General features: G+C 59.8%; 13 protein-coding genes. 5 read left to right on the top strand and 8 right to left on the bottom strand.

Features of this window, described 5'->3' with window-relative positions; all coding sequences use genetic code 11:
• Positions 1-54 precede the first annotated feature (54 nt).
• The 6 genes from AACY52_RS09525 to AACY52_RS09500 form a co-directional block, all read right to left on the bottom strand.
• Complete coding sequence (locus AACY52_RS09525) at positions 55-624, bottom strand: lipocalin family protein (RefSeq protein WP_339427297.1); 570 nt, start codon at positions 622-624, stop codon at positions 55-57.
• 30 nt (positions 625-654) lie between these two features.
• Complete coding sequence (locus AACY52_RS09520; protein WP_049710452.1) at positions 655-909, bottom strand: lipoprotein; 255 nt, start codon at positions 907-909, stop codon at positions 655-657.
• Positions 910-1,085: 176 nt separating this feature from the next.
• Positions 1,086-2,096 (bottom strand): class 1 fructose-bisphosphatase, encoded by a 1,011-nt coding sequence (locus tag AACY52_RS09515; protein ID WP_057008551.1) that lies wholly within the window; start codon positions 2,094-2,096, stop codon positions 1,086-1,088.
• A gap of 109 nt (positions 2,097-2,205) precedes the next feature.
• A complete protein-coding gene (locus tag AACY52_RS09510; protein WP_339415506.1) occupies positions 2,206-3,561 on the bottom strand; it encodes a DUF3999 domain-containing protein in 1,356 nt (451 codons plus the stop codon).
• Entirely contained in the window at positions 3,561-7,079 is a 3,519-nt protein-coding gene (locus tag AACY52_RS09505; RefSeq protein ID WP_339497324.1) for a DUF2339 domain-containing protein, read from the bottom strand. The genes AACY52_RS09510 and AACY52_RS09505 overlap by 1 nt, the downstream gene beginning before the upstream one ends.
• A 169-nt stretch (positions 7,080-7,248) precedes the next feature.
• Positions 7,249-9,699: a glycogen/starch/alpha-glucan phosphorylase gene (locus tag AACY52_RS09500; RefSeq protein WP_339457309.1), complete on the bottom strand. Its 2,451-nt coding sequence runs from the start codon at positions 9,697-9,699 to the stop codon at positions 7,249-7,251.
• A gap of 240 nt (positions 9,700-9,939) precedes the next feature.
• Here AACY52_RS09500 and AACY52_RS09495 point away from each other — a divergent pair, with 240 nt between their 5' ends.
• Complete coding sequence (locus AACY52_RS09495; protein ID WP_049710458.1) at positions 9,940-10,374, top strand: YkgJ family cysteine cluster protein; 435 nt, start codon at positions 9,940-9,942, stop codon at positions 10,372-10,374.
• 200 nt (positions 10,375-10,574) lie between these two features.
• On the opposite strand, the gene typA is transcribed toward AACY52_RS09495, so the two are convergent.
• Both typA and thiI read right to left on the bottom strand, forming a co-directional pair.
• Positions 10,575-12,395 (bottom strand): translational GTPase TypA, encoded by a 1,821-nt coding sequence (typA, locus tag AACY52_RS09490; protein ID WP_339469174.1) that lies wholly within the window; start codon positions 12,393-12,395, stop codon positions 10,575-10,577.
• A gap of 139 nt (positions 12,396-12,534) precedes the next feature.
• Positions 12,535-13,989, bottom strand: coding sequence for a tRNA uracil 4-sulfurtransferase ThiI (thiI, locus tag AACY52_RS09485; RefSeq protein WP_339560441.1), 1,455 nt, complete (start codon positions 13,987-13,989; stop codon positions 12,535-12,537).
• Between the two features lie 332 nt (positions 13,990-14,321).
• Between thiI and glnA the strand changes: the two genes are divergently transcribed.
• The 4 genes from glnA (at position 14,322) to ntrC (ending at position 19,291) form a co-directional block, all read left to right on the top strand.
• Positions 14,322-15,728 (top strand): type I glutamate--ammonia ligase, encoded by a 1,407-nt coding sequence (gene glnA / locus AACY52_RS09480; protein WP_339415502.1) that lies wholly within the window; start codon positions 14,322-14,324, stop codon positions 15,726-15,728.
• Between the two features lie 182 nt (positions 15,729-15,910).
• Positions 15,911-16,447, top strand: coding sequence for a chorismate mutase (locus tag AACY52_RS09475; protein ID WP_339427301.1), 537 nt, complete (start codon positions 15,911-15,913; stop codon positions 16,445-16,447).
• Between the two features lie 325 nt (positions 16,448-16,772).
• Positions 16,773-17,858 (top strand): nitrogen regulation protein NR(II), encoded by a 1,086-nt coding sequence (gene glnL, locus AACY52_RS09470; RefSeq protein WP_339427302.1) that lies wholly within the window; start codon positions 16,773-16,775, stop codon positions 17,856-17,858.
• Positions 17,855-19,291, top strand: coding sequence for a nitrogen regulation protein NR(I) (gene ntrC / locus AACY52_RS09465; RefSeq protein ID WP_339415499.1), 1,437 nt, complete (start codon positions 17,855-17,857; stop codon positions 19,289-19,291). Before glnL ends, ntrC begins: the two co-directional genes overlap by 4 nt.
• Positions 19,292-19,492 lie beyond the last annotated feature (201 nt).

Genomic DNA, 19,492 nt, shown 5'->3' with positions numbered 1-19,492 from the left:
CACATGTGGGAGCTGGCTTGCCAGCTCCCACATTTGAAAAACGGTGTTTTCGGGTTACTGCGAAGTCTTCGCCATCTGCTTGTCCGACATGCGCCAGATCAACCGCGTGGTGTCATAACCCTGCTGCCGCGCCCTGCTCAACAGGTCTTCGCGAGTGTCGGCGCTCACCGTAGGCGTGCGCGACAAAATCCACATGTACCGCCGGCTCGGGCTGCCAACAATCGCGGTCTTGTAGTCATCGCTGACATACAGCACCCAGTAATCGCCCTTGGCAACGCCCGGCAACAGTGCGGTAAACCAGTTATTGAATTCCACCCAAAGCTTGTCAGTCTTGCCCGGCACTTGCGGCGTAGCCGTGCCCTTGGCTTCTTCCCACTTCCACTCGGTCGTCAGGCAGCGGTTGAACACCGACATGTCGCCATCAGGCAGCAATGTGTAGCGGGCTTCGGACTGCGCGCAGTTGCGCTGGAAGTACATCGGCAATCGGGCCAACTCATACCAAGTGCCCTGATAACGCTTGAGGTTGACGTTGTTCGCAGTCTTGGGTTGCAGATCATCGCCAGAATGGCTGGCGCAGCCCGCCAAAAACAGGCTGGCGCAAAGGAACAAAACAAAACGGATCATTCTTCTTCTCCCGCAGGCTTTCGCCCCGGTTTACTTCAGGCCTTGCCCGGAAAACATCAGAACCTTGTCACCGGCATATTGCACGCTGATAAAGCTGTTTTTATCGCCCCAGGTGCAGCTGGACATGCCCAGTGCGCCGGAACAGTCAGTCGGCTGACCCAGCAGTGATTCCACTTCAGCCTTAGGCATGCCAGCGGAAAGCTTCGCGTAATTTTCTTGGTTGACCTTGCTGCAAGCGGCCAACAGCACGCAAAAGGTCAGCAAGGCGAGACGACGTAACGACATGGAAAAACTCCTGGAGGGACTAAGCAGAATGGGGGTCTGCCACAAGCTTAGAAGGGAAAAGGGGTTTCTGGTTCCCGACGAACGAAAACAAAAAAGCCCCGAAAACGCTGAAACGTTTCGGGGCTTCTTTAAGGGTGAACCGGCGCCCAAAAACGCCGATCACTTATCGCCGCAACTTACTGCTTGTGGTAAGCCGTCACACGCTCAACTTCTTCTTTCGAACCCAGGAATACCGCCACACGCTGGTGCAGGCCTTCAGGCTGAATGTCGAGGATACGCTGGTGGCCGTCGGTGGACGCGCCGCCTGCCTGCTCAACCAGGAAGGACATCGGGTTGGCTTCGTACATCAGGCGCAGTTTGCCTGGCTTGGACGGCTCGCGGCTGTCGCGTGGGTACATGAACAAGCCACCACGGGTCAGGATGCGGTGCACGTCGGCCACCATCGCGGCGACCCAACGCATGTTAAAGTTTTTCTTCAACGGGCCTTCTTCGCCGGCCATCAACTCGCCCACGTAGCGGGTCACAGGTTCTTCCCAGTGGCGCTGGTTGGACATGTTGATCGCGAATTCCTGGGTGGACGCAGGAATGGTGATGTCTTCGTGGGTCAGTACGAAACTGCCCATTTCTCGGTCCAGGGTGAAGCCTTTGACGCCGTCGCCCAGGGTCAGTACCAGCATGGTCTGCGGGCCGTAGATCGCGTAACCCGCCGCGACCTGTTCGGTGCCTGGCTGCAGGAAGGCCTTTTCGTTCAGGGCCTCGTTCTGGCTCAAGTACTCGTTAGGGCAACGCAGTACCGAGAAGATGGTGCCGACGGGAGCGTTGATGTCGATGTTGGACGAGCCGTCCAGTGGGTCGAACACCAGCAGGTACGCGCCTTTCGGGTACTTGCCCGGGATCTGGTAGGCATTGTCCATTTCTTCGGACGCCATGCCGGCCAGGTGACCGCCCCATTCATTGGCTTCGAGCAGGATCTCGTTGGAGATGACGTCGAGCTTCTTCTGCACTTCGCCCTGCACGTTTTCAGTGCCCATGCTGCCCAGGACACCACCCAGTGCGCCTTTGGACACGGCGTGGCTGATTTCCTTGCAAGCACGCGCCACCACTTCGATAAGGAAGCGCAGATCGGCAGGCGTGTTGTTGCTGCGGGTCTGCTCGATCAAATAGCGACTCAAGGTAACGCGGGACATGTAAGGCTCCGGAGAATGGGGGGCTTGAAAACCCGCGCAGTTTAGCGCGAGTCGGGGCGTATTTCCTCCTATCAGAGGATTTAAACCCAATAGAGTTCATGGACTTTATTTAACGTGCCACCGGCGGCTTGCGCAGCAAACTGTAGGCCATGGCGCCCAGTGCCGCCACGCCGAGCAGTAACACGGCCCAAAGCCCGAGTTTTCTCCAGTTCGTGCCGGCATCGGCAGCCGCTACGATCGGCGGCGACGTCACGGCGACTTCCCCGGCGACTTTCGCTTGTCCCAATGTCTTGAGACGCTCGGCGCTGTAGTCAGGGATCAGGGTCGAAAGCGCAAGGTTCGCCCCCTTGACCGAGGCATTCCCCAGCGCCAGTGTAAACGGCGGCTCACCCCGGGCCAGGAACACCAACTGCGTGGCGCGCACCGCAAAACGCAGCGCAGGCGCTTCAATGCCCAGGCCGCCGCCGCGTTCATCCACTGCCAACTTGAGTTCGGCGACCGTTTGCCCCGGCAGCTGCAATTCATCCTGCACCACGTCCCGGCCATTCTGGGTCAGGCGATACAGCACGCCATTGCTCAGGGGCTGCCACGCCTGTTTGCTGTCCCTACGCCCCGCCAGCGTAACGGGCGCCAGCGTGTTGGCTTGCTTCAATTCGATGCGCAGCCGCTCGATGCTCAGCCCCGCGGGCAACTGCCAGCTGTATTCCCCAGCCTTTAACCGTGTACCCGCCAAGGGTTGCGACCACACCAACGGCATCGGCAGGCTGCTACTGGTCGCGCTCACCAGCTTTGCCGAGGTCAGCAGCGGCGCCGCCTGGCCTTGCCAGACAAGACGCAGGTAACGCGCCGATTGCCCAGGCAAGTTCACGTCATGCTGCTCGACCCGTTCGTCGGCGAATGACAAGCGCGCCACCTGCCCATCGCCCCAGGCTTGCCAGTGCTGCAAGTCATCACTGGCCTCAATGCTGAAACGCTGGAAGCCCTCTTGCTCGCGGCTCCAGTCCAGGCTCAATCGCTGCAACGGTGCCTTGATCGCACTGGCGTCCAATACCCAGCCGCGCAGCACTTGCTTGCCGGGTTTTGGCGCGGTAGACGGTTTTATTTCCACCAAGGTGCCTGTGGTGGTGGCTTTCATCACCACGTCGGGCAGGGCTTGCTGGGTGTCGGCGGCGTACAGCGGGAACCACTTAACGTCGGTGACGTTGCGGCTTTCGGTGCGCTGCGAAGATTGGCGCGACAACGCATAGGCCTGCGGCTCGCCGGCGGCGTTGAACACCCGCACATCGCTGAGATCAGCCTGGCGCGCGCTCAATTGCACGGCCAGTGGCAGTTCCAGGCGATACCAGGGCCCGCTGCCGCTCACGGCCAGCGGCACCTGGGTGGTGAAGTCGGACGGACCTTCCTGTGCAAAGGCTGCCGAACACGCCATCCATACCGCCAACCCACTCAGTTTCAGCTTGCCCATCAAGAAGACGCTCCCTCGGTTTCAGTCACAGGTTCAACGCGTTTTGGCGGCAGCGGCGCAAAGTAGCCCACCACCAGCAACAACCCGCCCACACCGATAAACGACACAATCCGCGCCAGGCCGCCACGGTTGCTCAGTTCGACAAAGAACAGTTTGGCCACCACCACCGCAATCAGCGCCGCGCCGATCAGCCACACTTCGCGACGATGGCGCAGGTGACCGCCGATCATCAGGCCAAGGGCGATCAAGGTCCAGACGATCGATAGGCCGGCCTGCACCAGCATCGACGCCAGCAACGCATCCAATTGAAACGGCACGCCGCCCCAATGATGAGCGGTGCGCATCACCAACGCCGTAAAGAAGGCGAACAGCGAGACACCCGCCACGCCCTGGGCGATCAATTCAATACGCGGCCCACGCTCAGGCGCCGCACTGCGCGACCACAGGTAAATGCCCAGCAGCGCGAACAACAAGCCCAGATCCAACGGGTTGAGCAGCGGAACATAAGGCAACGGCTCGGCCGTGCCGTCGCTGAAGCTGTTCGCCAGCCAGAACCACCCCAACATCAGCACTGCCAGCGGTAGCGCGGCCAGCACACGGTATTCCCTTGGGTACGCCGACACCGGCCATGGCCAACGGCGTGGCGCGGCGGCCAGCACCAGGTACAGGCTTGGCAGAATCGCCCAGCCCAGCCAGCGCCAGGCGTTGTACTCGCTCGACAGCACCAGCAGGCCGTAACGCACCTCCAGCGCCAGCACGCCGATCAGCATCCAGCAGCCCACTACGTGCGCCGCGCTCAGTACCTTGGAAGGAACCACCGCCGCCAAACGCCGCAGCGAGATGAAATGCACCACGAACACCGCTAACCAAGCCAGCCAACCGTACTGCGCCGCCGGGTGGTAATAGTTATGCGCAGACACCAGCAACACCGCACCGGCCGCCGGCATCAACAAAGTGCAGAGCATGCCCAACGACGCCCAGCGCAGTCGCTCGGACAGAAACGCCCAGATCGCCACGCTTACCGCTGCGATGCCCAGCAAAAACGAGCCCTGCAGTGCTTGCGGGATAAACCGCAACACTTCACCGACCAATGCCAGCGTCCACCAGGCCGCGCCCCACACCAGCAGCACGTCGGACAGGCGCTGCAGTTTCAACACGGCAAACACCGGCGCGTGGGGTTTGCGCTGCAAGCGCCAGGCACCGACCAGTGCCGCCAGGCCCAGCACCATCGGCGTCCAGAAACCGCTGTGGGCCAACGGACGCAGACCCTCACGGGTCAACGGGCCAAGCAACTCCGGCACCGCCAATAGGAACGAGCCGCCGCCGATCACTTGCAGCAGCAAGCCGAACACAAAGCTGACGCGTTGTTGCAGGTACAGGCTCAGCCAGATGATCAACAAACCGCTGGCCGCCCACACGCCGCTCGCGCGTTCCCAAGGCAAGACGAACAGCACCGCGAGATTGATCAGTACAAGACCCGCCAGCAGAACCACCGACAAGCCACGCAGCAGCCGCACGTCGCTGCGAACCATGTCATCGCGCGCAGCCAGGAGCATGCCGCCAATCAACGCCAGGCCGATCAGCGAGGCCGTGAGCAAGCCACTCCAACCCGCATTAAATACCGCCGCCCCGTCACCGCCCTGCAAGCGCAGCAGGAACAACGCGCCGCCCAGCAACTGCACGGCGAATGCGCTGAACAGGAAGGTCCGCGAACCAATGCGCAGGCCGACAAACAGCGTCGCCAGGCCGGCGATTGCCCAACTGACGGCCGTGCTTTGAGTATTCAGCAGCAAGGGTGCGAGCAGGTACAAAAAGCTCAAGCCAAGGCCCGCCAGCACGGCCAGGCCTTTGCGCTCCCAATCTGTCGCCTGTTCGGAGGATGCCTTGCGCAACTGATCAAAGCTGAACAGCAACGCCGCGCCCAGCAGCACCGCGCCTAATGGCGCGCCGGCGAGCAAGCTATGTTCGCCGAGGTGCAGTTCACGGAGAAAAGCCAGCGCCGAACCCAATTGCAGTAACACGCCAAATGCTCGCGCCAGTGGCCGCTGTTGACGCAAGCCGAGCCAGAAAATCCCAGCGCCCTCCACCGCCCAGGCCGCAGCCGTCCAGCGCGCATCCAGCCCGAGGGGAATCGCCAGGCTGGCGAAGATCACACCCAGGGCCAGGCAGGTCTCCGCCAAGAGCAAGGCGCGCCCGCCGCTCAGCAGCCGAGCCAACCCCATGTAGATGACGCCCAAGCCCAGCGCGCTGAAGGCGGCGGCGAATTCCACGTGCTGCACCAGCGCGAACTGCAAGCCAAAACCTACCAGCGGCGGACCGAACAACATGCTGCCGTCGACATAATCACCCTTGGCCGCCGACCAGCGCAGCAGCGCGCCACGGCTGTCATCCTCGGGCGCGTCGCTCATCTCCAGCAATTTTCGCCGGGCGAACAATAGGCCGATGGTCAGGTACATCAGGAAAAACAGAATCAGGAACGGTTCGGTGCTCCACAGCAATTGCGGCGTGTAGGAGCGCAGCCCCCAGGCGAAGCCGATACCAAAGGTGCCGACAAAGCCGATCAGGTTGAGCAAACGCCAGGCCTTGAACCAGGCGATGGCGAGGATGCCGGCATTCAGCAGGGCGAAGTAACTGAATAGCGCGACATGGTTACCGGCACCGGTAGACGTGAGGATGGGCGCCGCAAAGCCGCCGAGCGCCGCCGCAGAGGCCAGCCCCAAGGCATCCTGGGTGATTGCCAGGATCGCCGAAAACACCGTGACGGCCACCAGCAAACCCAGCGCCGCACTCGGGTCTATCAACGGATGCAAACGCATCGCAGCAAACACCGTCAGGTACAACACTGCGATCCCGGTGCCTTGCAACATCAAGCCGTAGCTGCTGTTACGCCGCCGCAGCCACCAGCCCAGGCCGAGTAGGCCTAACGCCGCAGCGGCAACCCCGGCGTAACGCACCTCAATCGGCACCACCATGCCTTCGGTGGCGTAACGCAGCAGGAAGGCCAGGCCGAGAAACAGCAGCACCACGCCAACCCGCAGCACGGTATTGCCGCCAAACAGCCAATTGCGTGCGCCACTGATGGCGCGTTCGATCAAGTTGGGGCCACGAGGAATGGCAGGTGCTTGAGGGCGCGGAGTCGGGGCAGGCGTCCAGGCGTCGGCCGGCAGCGGCTGGCTCGGTTTGGCGACCGTGGCGACAGGTGTGATGTCGGCAGGCAGCTCCCAAACAAGCTCTGGGGCTTGGGTAATAGGTGTCGGCTCGGGGATGGGTGTTTCGGCGATGACACTGCTCGTCGGCGCGGGCACTTCCAGTTGCCGCAAGCGTTCGCCCAGCGCTATCAGCGACTTTTGCGTGGTTTCCAACTGACGCGCCTGCTGGTCCGCTTGGGCCGACAGCTTAGCCAGGCGAATTGCCTGGCCGATGCCGAGCCCCAACAGCGCACCGATGCCCGCGTCACTGAACGACTCATCGAGCGTCCAGCCGAGCGCAAGGCCAATCAGCATGAAAATCCATTGCATGGTCGATATCCCTAAGCAAACCGTGGCCTAGTATATCGACGCGGACTCAATGTGGGAGCGGCGGTGCGAAGATTCGACTTGCTCGCGCAAGCGGTGTATCAGCCGACATACTCGTTAACTGATACAGCGTATTCGCGAGCAAGCCCGCACACATTTTGTATTGCAGCGTTTAGTCGAGCGCTTTCCAGATCTCTGTGGCGTACTCGCGGATCGTCCGGTCCGAAGAGAACCAACCCATCCGCGCGGTATTGAGCACCGCCGAACGCCACCACGCCTTGGAATCATGCCAATGCGCTTCGACCCGCGCCTGGGCGTCCCAGTACGAGTCGAAGTCGGCACACACCAGGAAGCGGTCGTAGTCGATCAACCCGTCGATCAGCCCGACATACCGGCCCGGATCATCCGGCGAGAACACCCCGCCGCGAATCGCTTGCAGCACATCGCTGAGGCGATTGGACGCTGCAATGTCCTGCCCGGCGTTGAATTCACCGGCGTGTTTACGCGCTTCCACCTCCTGCGCGCTGAGGCCGAAGATAAACATATGCTCGGCGCCGACGCGCTCGTGCATTTCCACGTTCGCGCCGTCCATGGTGCCGATGGTCAACGCACCGTTGAGACCGAACTTCATGTTGCTGGTGCCCGAGGCTTCAAAGCCGGCGGTGGAAATCTGCTCCGACAAATCCGCTGCCGGGATGATGCTTTCCGCCAGGCTGACGTTGTAGTTGGGCAGGAACACCACCTTGAGCAAACCGCGCACGGTCGGGTCGTTGTTAACGGTTCGCGCGATGTCGTTGGTCAACTTGATGATCAACTTGGCCTGGTGATAACTCGCCGCCGCTTTACCCGCGAAGATCTTCACACGCGGCACCCAGTCGGTGCCCGGTTCGGCACGGATAGCCTGGTAGAGCGCCACCGTGTGCAGCAGGTTCAGCAGTTGGCGCTTGTATTCGTGAATCCGCTTGACCTGCACGTCGAACATCGCCGCCGGGTTGATCGCGATCCCCAGCCGTTCGTGAATGAGGTCCGCCAGTGCGCGCTTACTGTGCAGGCGCTGATCGGCGAAGGCTTTGCGGAAGGTCTGCTTCTCGGCGAAGGTTTCCAGCTCGCCCAGGCGCGTTTCCATGTTGTCGAGAATGTCCGGGCCCAATGCGCCCACGAGCATCGACGTGAGTTTCGGGTTGGCCTGGTACAGCCAGCGGCGGAAGGTGATGCCGTTGGTTTTATTGTTGATGCGCTCCGGGTACAGCTTGTGCAGCTCGGAGAACACCGTGTTGCGCATCAACTGGGTGTGCAAACCCGACACACCGTTGACGCTATGGGAGCCGAGGAATGCCAAGTTGCCCATGCGCACGCGGCGGCCGTTGTCTTCTTCAATCAGCGATACGGCGCGCAATACGTCGAAATCGTGGACGCCCTTGGCGCGCAGCGAGTCGATGTGCTGGGCGTTGATCAGGTAGATGATCTGCATGTGCCGGGGCAGCATGCGTTCCATCAAGCCGACAGGCCAGGTTTCCAATGCCTCGGGCAACAGGGTGTGGTTGGTGTAGGAAAGGGTTTCGACGGTGACGTCCCACGCCGCTTCCCACGGAATGTCGTGCAAGTCGACCAATTGGCGCATCAACTCGGCCACGGCGATGGACGGGTGGGTATCGTTGAGCTGGATCGCGGCGTGTTCGCCCAGGCTCAGCACCGAGCCGTGCATGTTCTTGTGACGACGCAGCAGATCCTGCAGCGAGGCCGAGACGAAGAAGTATTCCTGGCGCAGGCGCAGTTCCTGCCCCGCTTCGGTGCTGTCCGCAGGGTAAAGCACCCGGGAGATGCTTTCAGCGCGGGCCACTTCGGCGACGGCGCCCAGGTGGTCACCGGCGTTGAAACGTTCCAGGTGCAGGTCTTCCACTGCGCGAGCACGCCACAGGCGCAAGGTATTGACACTCGCGCCGCGCCAGCCGACCACCGGGGTGTCGTAGGCAACCGCGCGTACGGTTTCGCTCGGCGTCCACACTTGGATCAGCTTGCCGGAAGCATCCGGCAGGGTTTCGACGCTGCCGCCAAAACCGATCGGGTAAATCACTTCGGCCCGTTCGAATTCCCATGGGTTGCCGAAATCCAGCCAGCGTTCGGTTTGCTCCTGTTGCCAGCCATCGACAATCGCCTGGCGGAACAGGCCGTGCTCATAACGAATGCCATAACCGTGACCCGCAATGCCCAACGTCGACATGCTTTCCATAAAGCACGCGGCCAGGCGGCCTAGACCACCGTTGCCAAGCGCCGCATCGGGCTCCAGCAGGCGGATGCGCTCAAGATCGACGCCCAACTCCGAGAGTGCGTCGCGCGCGATCTCCAGCACGCCAAGGTTGCTCAGGCTGTCGTAGAGCAAGCGACCGATGAGAAATTCCAGGGAAAGGTAATAAACGCGCTTTTGACCTTTGCGGTAAATGCGCCGCGTATGGTCCATCCAGTGGTCGACCATCTGGTCGCGTGCGGCCAGGGCAATGGCTTCGAACCAGTCGTGGTCGAAGGCGTGATCCGGGTCCTTGCCCACCGCGTAGGTGAGTTTGGTCAAGACGGCATCGCGAAATGCGGCTACCTCTGCTTCTCGTGCAAGTGGTTCCTGAGACATCAATTGCGACCTCGGGCGAGATAGAAGGAGTTGCTAGAGCCTAGACGGTCTGACAGAAGGTAGACGCTCTGGTTCGTCAGTTTTTTAACGCATTCACCTATACAGGATTTTAATGCAGGGGCCGTGCCTGCTTTTACCCCTACCCACCTTCGAGCAGAAACCCGGAAAATATTGTTCAAAAAATCACCAATCCCGGTATCATCGCGCGCCCGGACACAGCCCCACCTTTTTGGAACCCTGATGAAGCCTCAACTGATCGCCGCCGCGGAACTCGACCGCCTTGAAACGTGGCAGAAATATTCCGCGCACATGTGCGGTGGTTGCGTGTCCAGCTGCTGCACGCTGCCGGTCGAAGTGAAGATCAAAGACCTGATCCGCATCGGCATCGTCGATGAGTTCGAACTGGGCGACCCGGCGAAGAACATCGCCAAGCGCTTGCAGAAGGAGGGCATCGTCGAGCGTTTCAATTCCAAGTCAGAAATTTTCACCCTGCAGCGCATGAGCAACAACGATTGCCTGTACCTGGATCGTAAGACGCGCTTCTGCACTATTTATGACAAACGCCCGGATACTTGCCGCAATCACCCGAAGATCGGGCCGCGGCCAGGGTATTGCGCGTATAAGCCGAAAGAAGTAGTGCGCGAGACTAAGTTCAAGACCCTCGACAAATTCTGATCTGGATTTTGTGGTGTTCTGACGGGCCTCTTCGCGAGCAAGCCCGCACACACTTGAGCGCGCTCATCCTGAAACAACGCGGTCGAATGTGTGGGGGCTTGCTCGCGAAAGGGTCGGCACAAACACCACACAAACTGCAGACATAAAAAAACGCCCCCGGCCTTTCGACCGGGGGCGTTTTTCATTCAGCCTGAGTTGACTCAGTTCTTGGCTTTCTTGGCAGCGCGGGTACGCTCGCCTTCGTCCAGGATCTTCTTACGCAGGCGGATCGACTTAGGCGTAACTTCGCACAGCTCGTCGTCCTGGATGAATTCCAGGGCCTGTTCCAGGGTGAAGCGAACAGGTGGAACCAGAGCGATGGTTTCGTCTTTACCCGAAGCACGCATGTTGTCGAGCTTCTTGCCTTTGGTTGGGTTGACGCCCATGTCGTTGTCACGGCTGTTCAGACCAACGATCTGGCCGTTGTAGATCTCTTGACCGTGTTCAACGAACAGCTTGCCACGCGCCTGGAGGGTTTCCAGGGAGTAGGTCAGTGCCTTGCCGGTTTCAACCGAGACCAGAACACCGTTCTGACGGCCAGACATATCGCCGGACTTCATGGTGTCGTAGCGATCGAAGATCGAGGTCAGGATGCCAGCACCGTTGGTCAGGGTCAGGAACTGGTTACGGAAACCGATCAGACCACGCGCAGGGATGTTGTATTCCAGACGTACACGGCCTTTGCCATCCGGCACCATGTTGGTCAGGTCGCCCTTACGCAGACCCATCTCTTCCATCACCTTGCCCTGGGATTCTTCCGGGGTGTCGATGGTGACGTTTTCGAACGGTTCCTGCTTCACGCCGTCAACCTGACGGATGATCACTTCAGGACGACCAACGCCCATTTCGAAGCCTTCGCGACGCATGGTTTCGATCAGTACCGAGAGGTGCAGCTCACCACGGCCGGAAACCTTGAACTTGTCAGCCGAGTCGCCTTCTTCAACGCGCAGAGCAACGTTGTACAGCAGCTCTTTGTCCAGACGTTCCTTGATGTTACGGGAAGTCACGAACTTGCCTTCTTTACCGCAGAAAGGCGAGTCGTTTACCTGGAAGGTCATGGAAACGGTTGGCTCGTCAACGGTCAGAGGCTTCATCGCCTCGACGTTGTCCGGCTGGCACAGGGTGTCGGAGATGAACAGCGAGTCCATACCGCTCACGCAAACGATGTCGCCGGCGAAAGCTTCTTCAACGTCGATACGGTGAAGACCGTGGTGACCCATCAGCTTCAGGATGCGGCCGTTACGCTTCTTGCCGTCGGCGCCGATAGCGACAACCGGGGTGTTCGGCTTGACGCTACCACGAGCGATACGGCCAACGCCGATAACACCCAGGAAGCTGTTGTAGTCCAGTGCCGAGATTTGCATCTGGAACGGACCGTCACGGTCAACCTTCGGTGGTGGAACGTGGTCAACAATCGCCTGGTACAGCGGGGTCATGTCTTCCGCCATGGCGGTGTGTTCCAGACCGGCAATACCGTTCAGGGCCGAGGCGTAGATAACCTGGAAGTCCAGTTGCTCTTCGGTAGCACCCAGGTTGTCGAACAGGTCGAAAATCTGGTCCAGAACCCAGTCCGGACGTGCGCCTGGACGGTCAACCTTGTTGATGCACACGATCGGACGCAGGCCGGCTTCGAAAGCCTTCTTGGTCACGAAACGGGTTTGCGGCATAGGGCCGTCTTGAGCGTCAACCAGCAGCAGAACGGAGTCAACCATCGACATTACGCGTTCTACTTCGCCGCCGAAGTCGGCGTGGCCCGGGGTATCCACGATGTTGATGTGGTAGCCGTTCCAGTTGATAGCGGTGTTTTTAGCCAGGATGGTAATACCGCGCTCTTTTTCCTGGTCGTTGGAGTCCATCACGCGCTCGTCGTTGAGCTCGTTGCGCTCCAGGGTGCCGGATTGACGCAAGAGTTTGTCTACCAGGGTGGTTTTACCATGGTCAACGTGAGCAATGATGGCGATGTTACGTAGATTTTCGATCACTTGTGTATCTCGATCAGAGGATTCGGTGTGCTGACAGGTCGTGGCAGCGATTTACAGTAGAGTCAGGCCTTGCCGTTACAGCTTGACGGCAGAGTCGGGGGGCCGGTGACGCAGGCCACAGGCAAACAGCCCCGGGCTCTTAGCTCGGTCGATAAACGCGCACATTGGCATACCCCTCACTGAGCAAATGGTGGGCATGCAGGCGACTCATCACGCCTTTGTCGCAATACAACAGGTACTGACGGCTGTTATCCAGTTCCTTGAAACGCGCGTTCAATGCATAAAACGGCAGCGTTTGTACGTCGATGCCGGCGATTTCCAGCGGCTCATCCTCGGCGGCATCCGGGTGACGGATGTCGACGACGATCTGGCCAGCCAGGGCTTCGCTGACTTCTTCGATCTTCACGTCCTGGCCCAGTTCGTCGATTACGCGATCGATCGGGACCATTTTGGCGCTCTCAAGCGCACGCTCAAGAATCGCCATGTCGAACTGTTGTTCTTCGTACTCCACGCGGTTGCGCTTGGCGTGGGTCTTGGGGTTCACCGAGATGACCCCGCAATATTCCGGCATATGCTTGGCGAAATCAGCGGTACCGATTTCTTCGGCTAGGTCGATGATGTCCTGCTTGTGACTGGCGATCAGCGGGCGTAGCACCAGCTTTTCGGTCACGCAATCGATCAGCGACAGGTTCGGCAGCGTCTGGCTGGACACTTGGGAGATCGCCTCACCGGTCACCAGCGCGTCGATCTGCAACTGATCGGCGATTCGCGACGCAGCGCGCAACATCATACGCTTCAAAACTACGCCCATATGACTGTTATCGACTTTACCGAGAATTTCGCCCAACACTTCCTCAAACGGCACGCTTACAAATAGCACGCGTTGGGAGCTGCCGTATTTCTTCCAGATAAAGTGCGCAACTTCCATCACGCCCAATTCGTGTGCACGCCCGCCCAGGTTAAAGAAGCAGAAGTGGCTCATCAGGCCGCGGCGCATGATCTGGTAAGCCGCCACCGTGGAATCGAAACCGCCGGACATCAATACCAGGGTCTGTTCCAGGGCGCCCAGCGGGTAGCCACCGATGCTGTTGTGCTGGCTGTGGATCACAAACAACCGTTGGTCGCGAATTTCCATGCGCACTTCAATTTGCGGCGCTTTGAGGGAAATTCCAGCGGCGCCGCACTCGCGACGCAGCTTGCTGCCAACGTATTTTTCGACGTCCATGGAGCTGAAGGTGTGCTTGCCGGCACGCTTACAACGCACCGAAAAAATCTTGCCTTCAAGCTCGCTGCCGAAGTGCTGTTTGCACTTCTCGGTGATGTCGTCGAAGTCGCCCAGCGGGTACTCGTCCACCTGCAGGAAATGCGCGATGCCCGGCATGCAGCTCAGGCGCTCGGTCATGTCTTTCAAGGCTTTGGGCTCGGTAATACGGGTTTCCAGCTCGAGGTTGTCCCACACACCATTCACCACCACAGCCGGGTCCAGATCGCGGAGCACGGCACGGATGTTCTTGGCCAATTGACGGATGAAACGCATCCGTACCGGTCGGCTTTTGATGGTGATTTCGGGGAAGACTTTAACGATTAATTTCATGGAAACAGCGCGCGCCGGGCCTGCTGAAAAAGGGGGGCGCGGATTATAGCGGAAATCGCTCACGGTTTAACCAGTTAATATGCAAAGCACAGACAGCGCACTAAATAGGTGCGCCAACCCTCCGCTGCGCCACATTGCAGTGCGCAGATTTTACGCTTTTGTCGCAATGCACCTTTATAGGGGCGTTTTTAGATCAAAAAACCCATGTTGGCGCACTGGCATGCAATTTGCTCTCTTGTGAGGCAGGTTGCCATGGCGGAGTATCCGCGCCGGCATCACCCACATTCTAAGGGCTACTCCACTATCCAGCCCGAAGCCACCCGGAGGACACTATGTCGAAGTCGGTTCAACTCATCAAAGATCATGACGTTAAATGGATTGATCTGCGCTTCACGGACACCAAAGGCACTCAGCACCACGTGACCATGCCGGCTCGCGACGCGCTGGATGATGCTTTCTTTGAAGAAGGCAAAATGTTCGACGGCTCCTCCATCGCTGGCTGGAAAGGCATCGAAGCCTCCGACATGATCCTGATGCCGGACGACAGCACTGCCGTGCTGGACCCGTTCACCGAAGAGCCAACCCTGATCCTGGTTTGCGACGTGATCGAGCCTTCGACCATGCAAGGCTACGACCGCGACCCACGTGCGATCGCCAAGCGTGCCGAGGAATACCTGAAGTCCACCGGTATCGGCGACACCGTATTCGTAGGCCCGGAGCCAGAATTCTTCATCTTCGACCAGGTCAAGTTCAAGTCCGACATCTCCGGTTCGATGTTCAAGATCTACTCCGAACAAGGTTCGTGGATGTCCGACCAGGACGTCGAAGGCGGCAACCATGGCCACCGTCCAGGTATCAAAGGTGGCTACTTCCCGGTTCCGCCATTCGACCATGACCACGAAATCCGTACCTCCATGTGCAACGCCATGGAAGACATGGGCCTGGTCATCGAAGTGCACCACCACGAAGTGGCCACTGCCGGTCAGAACGAAATCGGTGTGAAGTTCAACACCCTGGTGGCCAAGGCTGACGAAGTTCAAACCCTGAAGTACTGCGTACACAACACTGCCGTGGCTTACGGCCGTACCGCGACCTTCATGCCTAAGCCGCTGTACGGCGATAACGGTTCGGGTATGCACGTTCACTTGTCCATCGCCAAAGAGGGCAAGAACACTTTCGCTGGCGAAGGTTATGCCGGCCTGTCCGACACCGCCCTGTACTTCATCGGCGGCATCATCAAGCACGGTAAGGCCCTGAATGGCTTCACCAACCCATCGACCAACTCCTACAAGCGTCTGGTCCCAGGTTTCGAAGCACCGGTAATGCTGGCTTACTCGGCACGTAACCGTTCCGCCTCGATCCGTATTCCTTACGTCTCCAGCCCTCGTGCTCGCCGTATCGAAGCGCGCTTCCCGGATCCAGCAGCTAACCCATACCTGGCCTTCGCTGCCTTGGTAATGGCTGGCCTGGACGGCATCCAGAACAAGATCCACCCAGGCGACGCCGCCGACAAAAACTTGTACGACCTGCCGCCTGAAGAGGCCAAAGAGATCCCACAAGTGTGTGGCAGCCTGAAAGAAGCCCTGGAAGAGCTGGACAAGGGCCGCGCGTTCCTGACCAAAGGCGGCGTGTTCAGCGACGACTTCATCGACGCTTACATCGGCCTGAAAAGCGAAGAAGAAATCAAGGTTCGCACCTTCGTACACCCACTGGAATACGAGCTGTACTACAGCTGCTGATCCGGTAGCGCTGCTTAAGGTGGCGTGATGAAAAAAGACCTCCTTCGCGGAGGTCTTTTTTTTGCCCGCAATAGGTGAAAAATGTGGAAGCGGGCTTGCCCGCGATAGCGTACTGCCCGCCACCTGATGTATGACTGACCCACCGCCATCGCGGGCAAGCCCGCTCCCGCAGGAGATCACCTTTGAAATACCGACTTTTGTTCGCTCTGCTATTCGTCAGTGCCGGTGCGAACGCCGCGCCGCCTACCCTTGATCCGCTGCTCAACAGCATCGCCGAGCGACTGGAGATTGCCGACCAAGTGGCGTTAAGCAAATGGGACAGCAAAAAGCCCGTAGAAGACAAAAAGCGCGAGCAAGAGGTAATCGCCAGCGTGGTCGCCCAGGCACCGAGCTACAAGCTGGACCCTGGCGCCGCCGAGCAGTTTTTCTCGGCGCAGATCGAAGCGAACAAACTGGTGCAGTACACCCACCTGTCCGATTGGCAGTTCCAAGGCAAGGCGCCTGACGATCCACGCCCGGACTTGGTCAAGCAGATTCGCCCGCAGCTGGATGAACTGCAAAAACACCTGCTGCAGCAACTAGCCGATTTCACTCCCCAGCGCACTGACCCGCAGTGCCCGCAATGGCTGGCCCAGGCGGTACACGAGCCGCTGAACGACCCTCTGCGCCAACTGGCAATGATCCGTGCCACCGCCGAGCTGTGCATCTTCAAAGGCTAAAGCCTGCAAACCCAATCAAAAAGGTGCGGCGGGCTTGCTCGCTACCACATTTTTGATTGGGCGCATTCAAGAACTATATCGGGCGCCTCCTGAACAACCTTCACAAGTCCGCACTATATTGGTGCGATACGCTGCACCCTTCCCACCTGTTCAGCCCATTTTGGTTCGAAACTACCCGAGCAAGCTGGCAGAACGCCACAGTTTCGCGCCTTAACCCGCCATTTCAGGGCTTGCACGCTTCTTTTCGGAGCCTTGGTTTGGTTTTTGCATTTTCCTTGTATCAGCGTGTGCCTCAAGCCCGCGCCTTGCTCCAAAAGAGGTCCTGATGACCATCAGTGATGCACTGCACCGTTTGTTACTCGACAACCTGACCACCGCGACCATCCTGCTCAATGGCGACTTGCGTCTTGAGTACATGAACCCGGCGGCGGAAATGCTCCTGGCCATCAGCGGCCAGCGCAGCCATGGGCAGTTCATCAGCGAGCTGTTCACCGAGTCGGCCGAAGCCTTGAGCTCGCTGCGCCAGGCGGTGGAGCAGGCACATCCATTCACCAAGCGTGAAGCGATGCTCACCGCCCTCACCGGCCAGACGCTGACTGTCGACTACGCGGTGACCCCGATCCTGAGCAACGGCGCCACCCTGCTGTTGCTTGAAGTGCATCCTCGCGATCGCCTGCTGCGCATTACCAAGGAAGAAGCGCAGCTGTCCAAACAGGAAACCAGCAAGATGCTGGTGCGCGGCCTGGCCCATGAGATCAAGAACCCCCTCGGCGGCATTCGCGGTGCAGCGCAACTGCTGGCCCGCGAGCTGCCGGAGGAACACCTCAAGGACTACACCAACGTCATCATCGAAGAAGCCGACCGCCTGCGTAACCTGGTGGACCGCATGCTCGGCTCCAACAAGCTGCCGTCCCTTGCGATGACCAACGTGCACGAAGTACTTGAGCGCGTCTGTCATCTGGTCGAGGCCGAAAGCCAGGGCTGCATCACCTTGGTGCGCGATTACGACCCGAGCATTCCCGACGTATTGATCGACCGCGAGCAGATGATCCAGGCGGTGCTCAATATCGTGCGCAACGCCATGCAGGCCATCAGCAGCCATAACGAGCTGCGCCTGGGCCGCATCAGCCTGCGCACCCGCGCCCTGCGCCAGTTCACCATCGGCCATGTGCGCCATCGCCTGGTGACCAAGGTCGAGATCATCGACAACGGCCCGGGCATTCCTGCGGAACTGCAGGAAACCATTTTCTTTCCCATGGTCAGCGGCCGCCCGGACGGTACCGGGTTGGGCCTGGCCATTACCCAGAACATCATCAGCCAGCACCAGGGTCTGATCGAATGTGAGAGCCATCCTGGCCACACCACGTTCTCGATCTTTCTGCCTCTGGAAAAAGGAGCCCCATCGACATGAGCCGTAGTGAAACTGTCTGGATCGTCGATGACGACCGTTCTATCCGCTGGGTCCTCGAGAAAGCCTTGCAACAGGAAGGCATGACCACCCAGAGCTTCGACAGCGCCGACGGAGTGATGAGCCGCCTGGCTCGCCAGCAGCCCGACGTGATCATTTCTGACATCCGCATGCCCGGCGCCAGTGGCTTGGACCTGTTGGCGCGGATTCGCGAGCAGCACCCGCGTTTGCCGGTGATCATCATGACCGCGCACTCGGACCTGGACAGCGCTGTGGCGTCCTATCAAGGCGGTGCCTTTGAATACCTGCCCAAGCCGTTCGACGTGGACGAGGCAGTCGCGCTGGTCAAACGCGCCAACCAACACGCCCAGGAACAGCAGAACCAGGAAGCCCCACCGGCCTTGACCCGCACCCCGGAAATCATCGGCGAAGCGCCGGCGATGCAGGAAGTGTTTCGCGCCATCGGGCGTTTGAGCCACTCCAACATCACCGTGCTGATCAATGGCGAATCGGGGACCGGTAAAGAGCTGGTAGCCCACGCCCTGCACCGTCACAGCCCACGGGCGGCTTCGCCATTTATTGCGTTGAACATGGCGGCTATCCCGAAGGACTTGATGGAGTCCGAGTTGTTCGGCCATGAAAAAGGCGCGTTTACCGGCGCCGCCAACCTGCGTCGCGGACGTTTTGAACAGGCGGACGGCGGCACGCTGTTCCTCGATGAAATCGGTGATATGCCGGCCGACACCCAGACCCGCCTGCTGCGCGTGCTGGCGGACGGCGAGTTCTACCGGGTTGGCGGGCACACGCCGGTCAAGGTCGACGTGCGTATCATCGCGGCGACCCACCAGAACCTGGAAACCCTGGTGCATGCGGGCAAATTCCGTGAGGACTTGTTCCACCGCCTCAATGTGATCCGCATCCACATTCCGCGGATGTCGGACCGTCGCGAAGACATCCCGACGCTCGCCCGCCACTTCCTTGCCCGCGCCGCGCAAGAGCTGGCGGTTGAGCCGAAGCTGCTCAAAAGCGAGACCGAGGAATACCTGAAGAACCTGCCGTGGCCGGGCAACGTGCGCCAGCTGGAGAACACCTGCCGCTGGATCACGGTGATGGCGTCCGGGCGCGAAGTGCATGTCAGCGACCTGCCACCGGAGCTGCTCAGCCTGCCGCAGGACTCTGCGCCGGTGACCAACTGGGAACAGGCGCTGCGCCAATGGGCGGATCAGGCCCTGGCTCGCGGCCAGTCCAGCCTGCTGGACAGCGCCGTACCGGCGTTTGAGCGGATCATGATCGAGACGGCCCTCAAGCACACCGCCGGCCGCCGGCGTGATGCCGCCGTGTTGCTGGGCTGGGGCCGTAATACGCTGACTCGCAAGATCAAGGAGTTGGGGATGAAGGTGGATGGTGGGGATGACGATGAGGGTGATGAGGGCTGACACCCTCTAAAATCCACTGAAGATCCAGTGTGGGAGCAAGCCCGCTCCCATAGTTGGATCTGCGCAGGGTGTCGGGAACGTGCACCGCTTCAATGCACCCTGAACCGGCATCGGGCACGAATCCAAAACCCGAACCTGCGGCCTCGCTGAGAAAAATCTGAAAACCAAAAAGCGCAAAGCCCCGTATTCCGGGGCTTTGCG

Source organism: Pseudomonas sp. EA_65y_Pfl1_P113 (assembly GCF_963970525.1).
Classification (GTDB): domain Bacteria; phylum Pseudomonadota; class Gammaproteobacteria; order Pseudomonadales; family Pseudomonadaceae; genus Aquipseudomonas; species Aquipseudomonas tritici.
This window is presented reverse-complemented; position numbering and strand designations above follow the sequence as displayed.